The organism is Haemophilus parainfluenzae (assembly GCF_003252795.1).
Taxonomy (GTDB): Bacteria; Pseudomonadota; Gammaproteobacteria; order Enterobacterales; family Pasteurellaceae; genus Haemophilus_D; species Haemophilus_D parainfluenzae_K.
Genome location: NZ_QEPQ01000008.1, coordinates 1 through 5162, shown reverse-complemented (window position 1 = coordinate 5162; position 5162 = coordinate 1). Strand labels below are relative to the sequence as shown.

General features: G+C 35.8%; 7 protein-coding genes. 3 read left to right on the top strand and 4 right to left on the bottom strand.

Annotated features, from left to right (window positions below; translation table 11 throughout):
- Positions 1 to 210 precede the first annotated feature (210 nt).
- A complete protein-coding gene (locus DPV81_RS09315; protein WP_111388082.1) occupies positions 211 to 879 on the bottom strand; it encodes a TfoX/Sxy family DNA transformation protein in 669 nt (222 codons plus the stop codon).
- A gap of 228 nt (positions 880 to 1107) precedes the next feature.
- On the opposite strand from DPV81_RS09315, the gene DPV81_RS09310 reads away from it, so the two are divergent.
- From DPV81_RS09310 to recX, 3 genes are all read left to right on the top strand, one after another.
- Complete coding sequence (locus tag DPV81_RS09310) at positions 1108 to 1950, top strand: patatin-like phospholipase family protein (protein WP_111388080.1); 843 nt, start codon at positions 1108 to 1110, stop codon at positions 1948 to 1950.
- Positions 1951 to 2086: 136 nt separating this feature from the next.
- Complete coding sequence (recA, locus tag DPV81_RS09305) at positions 2087 to 3142, top strand: recombinase RecA (RefSeq protein WP_111388079.1); 1056 nt, start codon at positions 2087 to 2089, stop codon at positions 3140 to 3142.
- Positions 3143 to 3211: 69 nt separating this feature from the next.
- Positions 3212 to 3664: a recombination regulator RecX gene (gene recX, locus DPV81_RS09300; protein ID WP_111388077.1), complete on the top strand. Its 453-nt coding sequence runs from the start codon at positions 3212 to 3214 to the stop codon at positions 3662 to 3664.
- On the opposite strand, the gene crcB is transcribed toward recX, so the two are convergent.
- The 3 genes from crcB to DPV81_RS09285 form a co-directional block, all read right to left on the bottom strand.
- Positions 3639 to 4034 carry a fluoride efflux transporter CrcB gene (crcB, locus tag DPV81_RS09295; RefSeq protein WP_049365038.1) on the bottom strand — a complete coding sequence of 132 codons (396 nt, stop codon included), beginning with the start codon at positions 4032 to 4034 and terminating at the stop codon, positions 3639 to 3641. The two genes, recX and crcB, sit on opposite strands and share 26 nt — an antisense overlap.
- Entirely contained in the window at positions 4035 to 4853 is an 819-nt protein-coding gene (locus tag DPV81_RS09290) for a Cof-type HAD-IIB family hydrolase (RefSeq protein ID WP_111388076.1), read from the bottom strand.
- Between the two features lie 157 nt (positions 4854 to 5010).
- The coding region (locus tag DPV81_RS09285; RefSeq protein WP_521684505.1) for an EF-Tu C-terminal domain-related protein at positions 5011 to 5162 on the bottom strand (152 nt) is incomplete at its 5' end.

Here is a 5162-nt window from a genome sequence, read left to right as displayed (position 1 = left end):
TAAAACAAGTCAATCAACAAGTGCCCACACAGATTGTCTGATATATTGTTAAAGAGCAAAAAACAACGACGCACCGGTTTTTCTTAAGAGTCACAACAGCGCGTCGTTGTGTGGGGCGTATTATAGGGATTTTTGAAATCCACGCAAGCGCTTTTTTAAGAAATTTCTTCAATAGATGATTTTTTAAGCGTTAACTCCTTTATATGAATGCTATTCAGCCTTTTTTAAGGTCCGCTTACAACGTCTAAACCCATTTGCAGAAAGTATTTCATTAAGTTTACTTAGGCCTCTTTCCTTCTCTTTTTCAGTATAAAACTCGCAATTACGGTTATCTAAAGCACCTCGAAGCCGCCAATAAAAAGCCTCTGTTGCCCCTATATCCGCTTTCTTCAAACGAACAATCGCATTTTCAGCACCTATTTGTCGTAAAATATCGACACTATCAATGCCGACTTTCTTTAATGCTCGTTCATATTTAACCGATAAATTCGGTAAATCACGAATCCGTCCAATCTTAGAGAGGGCGGAATCAAGTTTCTCCTTCCTTATTTGACTAATAGAAAGAATAAGCAAGTTTCTCATTAAAGCATTATCTTTTAAAATACTTTCAGTTAAAGCATAATAATCAGATAGCACAAAGCGTTTATTGAGTTCATTTGTTGCAAAAGGTTTACATCCTAATCCTTTTAGCTTTATCGAAAGCTCATGTTTTGCACGCAAGTAAATCTTATTGTTTGTCCAAACAGCAAACATATCTTTCTCTTTATGAAACAGGCCATATCCCGTAAATAGATTTTTACTTGTCACATCTCCGATGAGTTGATTTAACAAATTACATACTTTACTGATATGATCATTTGGGATTATGAGAGTTTTCATTTTAAAACTCCTCCTTATCAAAGGGTTAATCACATACGACTAAACCAACAAGTACTTCTCAAAGTAGTTATATCATAACTAACTAAGTGTGACGAATATAAAAAATCAAATTTGTGAGAGAGATCGCAAATGTAAAATTTATTTGTTGATAAACAACAAGATAAATATAAATAAGTTTATAGTTTAATATTTATTCCACTAAAATTTTTTCAAATTCTAGGAGTAAAAATGACAGTAGGACTCATTCTTGAGGGCGGTGGTATGAGAGGTATGTTTACCGCAGGCGTCCTTGATGCCCTCATGGAGCAAAACATTCAAATAGATAAAATTATTGGCATTTCTGCAGGTGCATTATTTGGCATCAATTATGCATCCAACCAAAAAGAAAGAGCATTGAGATATAACCTAAAATATCTTAAAGATAAACGTTACATGGGATTTCATAGTCTTTTTACAACGGGTAATATTATCAATAAAGATTTCGCTTTCTATGATCTCCCCTTTAATCTCGACCCTTTTGATCAAAACGAATTCGAGAAATCTCACATTGATTTCTATTTAGCAGCCACAAACATCGAGAGCGGTAAAGCTGAATATTTCAAAATCAAAAATGTTTTCGAAGAAATGGAATACTTCAGAGCAACTTCAGCGATGCCTTTCGTCTCAAAATTTGTGGAAATCAATGGGCAAAAGTATCTAGATGGCGGAATTGCCGATAGTATTCCGTTTGAAAAAGCACAAGATCTCGGGTGCGATAAAACCATCGTAGTTTTAACCCAACCTATCGACTACCGTAAAACAAAATCTTCTTCTTTTTTATTCAAGCTTTTTTATCGCAAATATCCGCACTTAGTTAAAACCTTAGAAAATCGCTACCGCACTTATAATAAACAAGTAGAAGAAATTATTCGCTTAGAAAAACAAAATAAAATCTTTGTGATTCGCCCAAATGTCTCACTCAATATAGGTCGATTAGAACGAGATGAAACTAAAATAAGAACTGTATATGAACTGGGTGAAAAAATTCTCGAAGCACAAATTCAAGATCTAAAAAAATACTTAAGAAGTTGATTTTAAACAAACTATTTCTCAAGTTTGGAATCTATTTCACATTTTTTCATCAAGGAAAAAATTTTCTCTTGATACTGTACATCAATACAGATATAATCTAGCAAAATTTAGATAACTCTATTCAAGAAGGTTTTATATGGCAACTCAAGAAGAAAAGCAAAAAGCACTCGCGGCAGCACTTGGTCAAATTGAAAAGCAATTCGGTAAAGGCTCAATTATGAAATTGGGCGATACTCAAGCCCTTGACGTTGAATCTGTTTCAACGGGTTCTTTAGGTCTTGATGTCGCTCTTGGTATTGGTGGTTTACCAATGGGGCGTATTGTTGAAATTTTTGGACCTGAATCTTCTGGTAAAACAACCTTAACTTTATCGGTTATTGCTCAAGCACAAAAAGTAGGTAAAACTTGCGCATTTATCGATGCGGAGCATGCTCTTGATCCTATTTATGCGGCAAAACTTGGCGTTGACGTAAAAGAACTTTTAGTTTCCCAACCTGACAATGGTGAACAAGCACTTGAAATTTGTGATGCATTAGTACGCTCTGGTGCTGTAGATGTGGTCATTGTGGACTCTGTTGCGGCTCTCACTCCAAAAGCTGAAATTGAAGGCGAAATGGGTGATTCACACATGGGTTTACAAGCGCGTTTAATGTCTCAAGCGCTACGTAAATTAACCGGTCAAATCAAAAATGCAAATTGTCTCGTTATCTTCATCAACCAAATTCGTATGAAAATTGGTGTCATGTTTGGTAACCCAGAAACCACAACTGGTGGTAACGCGCTAAAATTCTACTCTTCTGTTCGTTTAGATATCCGTCGTACTGGTTCAGTTAAAGATGGAGATGAAGTCATTGGTAACGAAACTCGTGTTAAAGTAGTTAAAAACAAATTAGCTGCGCCTTTCCGCCAAGTGGATTTCCAAATTCTTTATGGAGAAGGTATATCTAAAGCTGGTGAATTAATTGAACTCGGAGTTAAACACAAACTTGTTGAGAAATCTGGTGCATGGTATGCATACAACGGTGAAAAGATTGGTCAAGGGAAAGCTAACGCAATGAAATGGTTAAACGAAAACCCTGCAAAATCAGACGAACTTGAAGCGAAACTTCGTGCTGAATTAGTCGCTAACCCAGAGCAAGCATTAATGGCTGATATTGAACAATCTACCGATGACGCAGAAAGCGATTTCTAATCACTAAAAGTGCGGTCAAAATTGACCGCACTTTTCATTTCAACCGTATTTCACCTAAAAGGAATTTCTATGTCTTCTCTTGCTTTGAGCTATGTCGTTAATTTACTTGCTCGACGTGAATATAGCGAATTTGAACTACGCAATAAAATGCAGGAAAAAGCATTTACAGAAGATGAGATCGATGAAACGATTGCTTACTGTCAGAAAAAAAACTGGCAAAATGATAAACGATTTACTGAAAATTATTTACATGCACGTTCGCAACGTGGATATGGTGCAAATCGTATTAAACAAGAATTACGTCAACTAAAAGGTGTATCTTCAGACGTCATAAATGAAGTCCTTGTAGAAAGTGAAATTAATTGGACTGAAATCGCAGAAAAGGTTCTACGTAAAAAGTTTCCTAATTATTCAGAACCACAACCAATTAAAAGCAAACAAAAAATTTGGCAGTATATGCTTTCTCATGGATTTTATTCTGAAGAATTTAGCGATTTTATCGGAAATGGAATAGAAGACTGATGAGCCTAAAGAAATAAATCCCCAATACTGTAAATATTAAACAACCAACTAAATGACTCACTAAAACGAACAATCCATTGCCCCATTCTTCTTTAAAAAAGAGTTCAATCACTTCGCCTGAAAAAGAGGAAAATGTGGTGAGCGCACCAAGAAATCCAGTCACTAAGAATAATCGCCATTCAGGACTAAATTGAGGGAAGGTCCAAAAGGCTGCTAGTAAAATCCCCATCAAAAAGCAGCCAATAAAATTAGCCACAAGTGTACCAAATGCAAGTGAACTAAACAGGGAATTAAGCCATAGACCTAATCCCCAGCGTAAAGAAGCTCCGATCGCTGCACCGGCACTAATCAGAAAAATTGACTGGAACATCTATTTAATACCAAAAATTTCTGCTAAATGTTTGGCCACTGCTTCGTCTTTATTGAACCCGATCTCTTCCAGTTCAGGACAAGCTTCTTTTAAACGAGAATCAGCATTTGCCATCACATAACCTTTACCAACCCAAGAAAGCATTTCAACATCATTCTGGCCATCGCCAAAAGCAATACAATCTTTTAATCCATAATTTCTATTTTCTAATAGATGAGCTAATGCATCACCTTTCGATACATTTTTGTTCATCACCTCTAAGCAAGTTACCGCTGAATAAACAATTGTGGTTTTATCCCCGAAATGTATTCTAAGATAATCTTCTAGTTCTATTAGATCTTTAGGATCATGAGCAATAAAAAATACTTTTTCAGTTCCTCTTCCATGATGCTTTGTAAAATCAACAACTTCGTACATAAAACCTGAATCCTTATGATATTTTGCTAATTCAGGTACATCTGTATTGATAAACCAACCATCATCTTGATAAGTATTGATACAAATCTTGGTACGATCAAAAGGGATTTTATACAACTCAAGTACGATTTCCTCTGGAAGACTATTGCTATAAATAAGATTACCTTTTAGATCACGCACTCGTGCGCCATTGGAAGTGATCATTAAGGCATGCTCCGCTCCAATCTTACCTAAAATAGAAGCAACATCTGTATGATTACGTCCCGTTGCTAAAATAATATCTACACCTTTTTGTTCTAATTTATTCAATACATCAATAGTAAACTCACCAATTACATGATTGGTATTAAGTAGCGTGCCATCAAGATCAGAGACAACGGCTTTAAATGGTAGTTGTTGCATAAAAACACCCGTATAAAAAATGAGTCTGTATCATACCAAAACGATACAATTTTTGACCGCACTTTCTATTATAAAAACAACATTCATTGATAAAAAACAAAAAGGCGTATCTTTCGATACGCCTTCTTAATCTAACTTGCTACAGTTAATACATCAATTATTTGATGATTTTCGCAACAACGCCAGCACCTACTGTACGGCCACCTTCACGGATTGCGAAACGTAAACCTTGGTCCATCGCGATTGGGTGGATTAAGCTTACCGTCATTTTGATGTTATCACCAGGCATTACCATTTCCACGCCTTCTG

What these genes read in the sequence shown, in the direction of transcription:
- DPV81_RS09315 (WP_111388082.1), bottom strand. Translation starts at nt 879, where the DNA reads ATGAAAACTCTCATAATCCCAAATGATCATATCAGTAAAGTATGTAAT.
- DPV81_RS09310 (WP_111388080.1), top strand. Translation starts at nt 1,108, where the DNA reads ATGACAGTAGGACTCATTCTTGAGGGCGGTGGTATGAGAGGTATGTTT.
- recA (WP_111388079.1), top strand. Translation starts at nt 2,087, where the DNA reads ATGGCAACTCAAGAAGAAAAGCAAAAAGCACTCGCGGCAGCACTTGGT.
- recX (WP_111388077.1), top strand. Translation starts at nt 3,212, where the DNA reads ATGTCTTCTCTTGCTTTGAGCTATGTCGTTAATTTACTTGCTCGACGT.
- crcB (WP_049365038.1), bottom strand. Translation starts at nt 4,034, where the DNA reads ATGTTCCAGTCAATTTTTCTGATTAGTGCCGGTGCAGCGATCGGAGCT.
- DPV81_RS09290 (WP_111388076.1), bottom strand. Translation starts at nt 4,853, where the DNA reads ATGCAACAACTACCATTTAAAGCCGTTGTCTCTGATCTTGATGGCACG.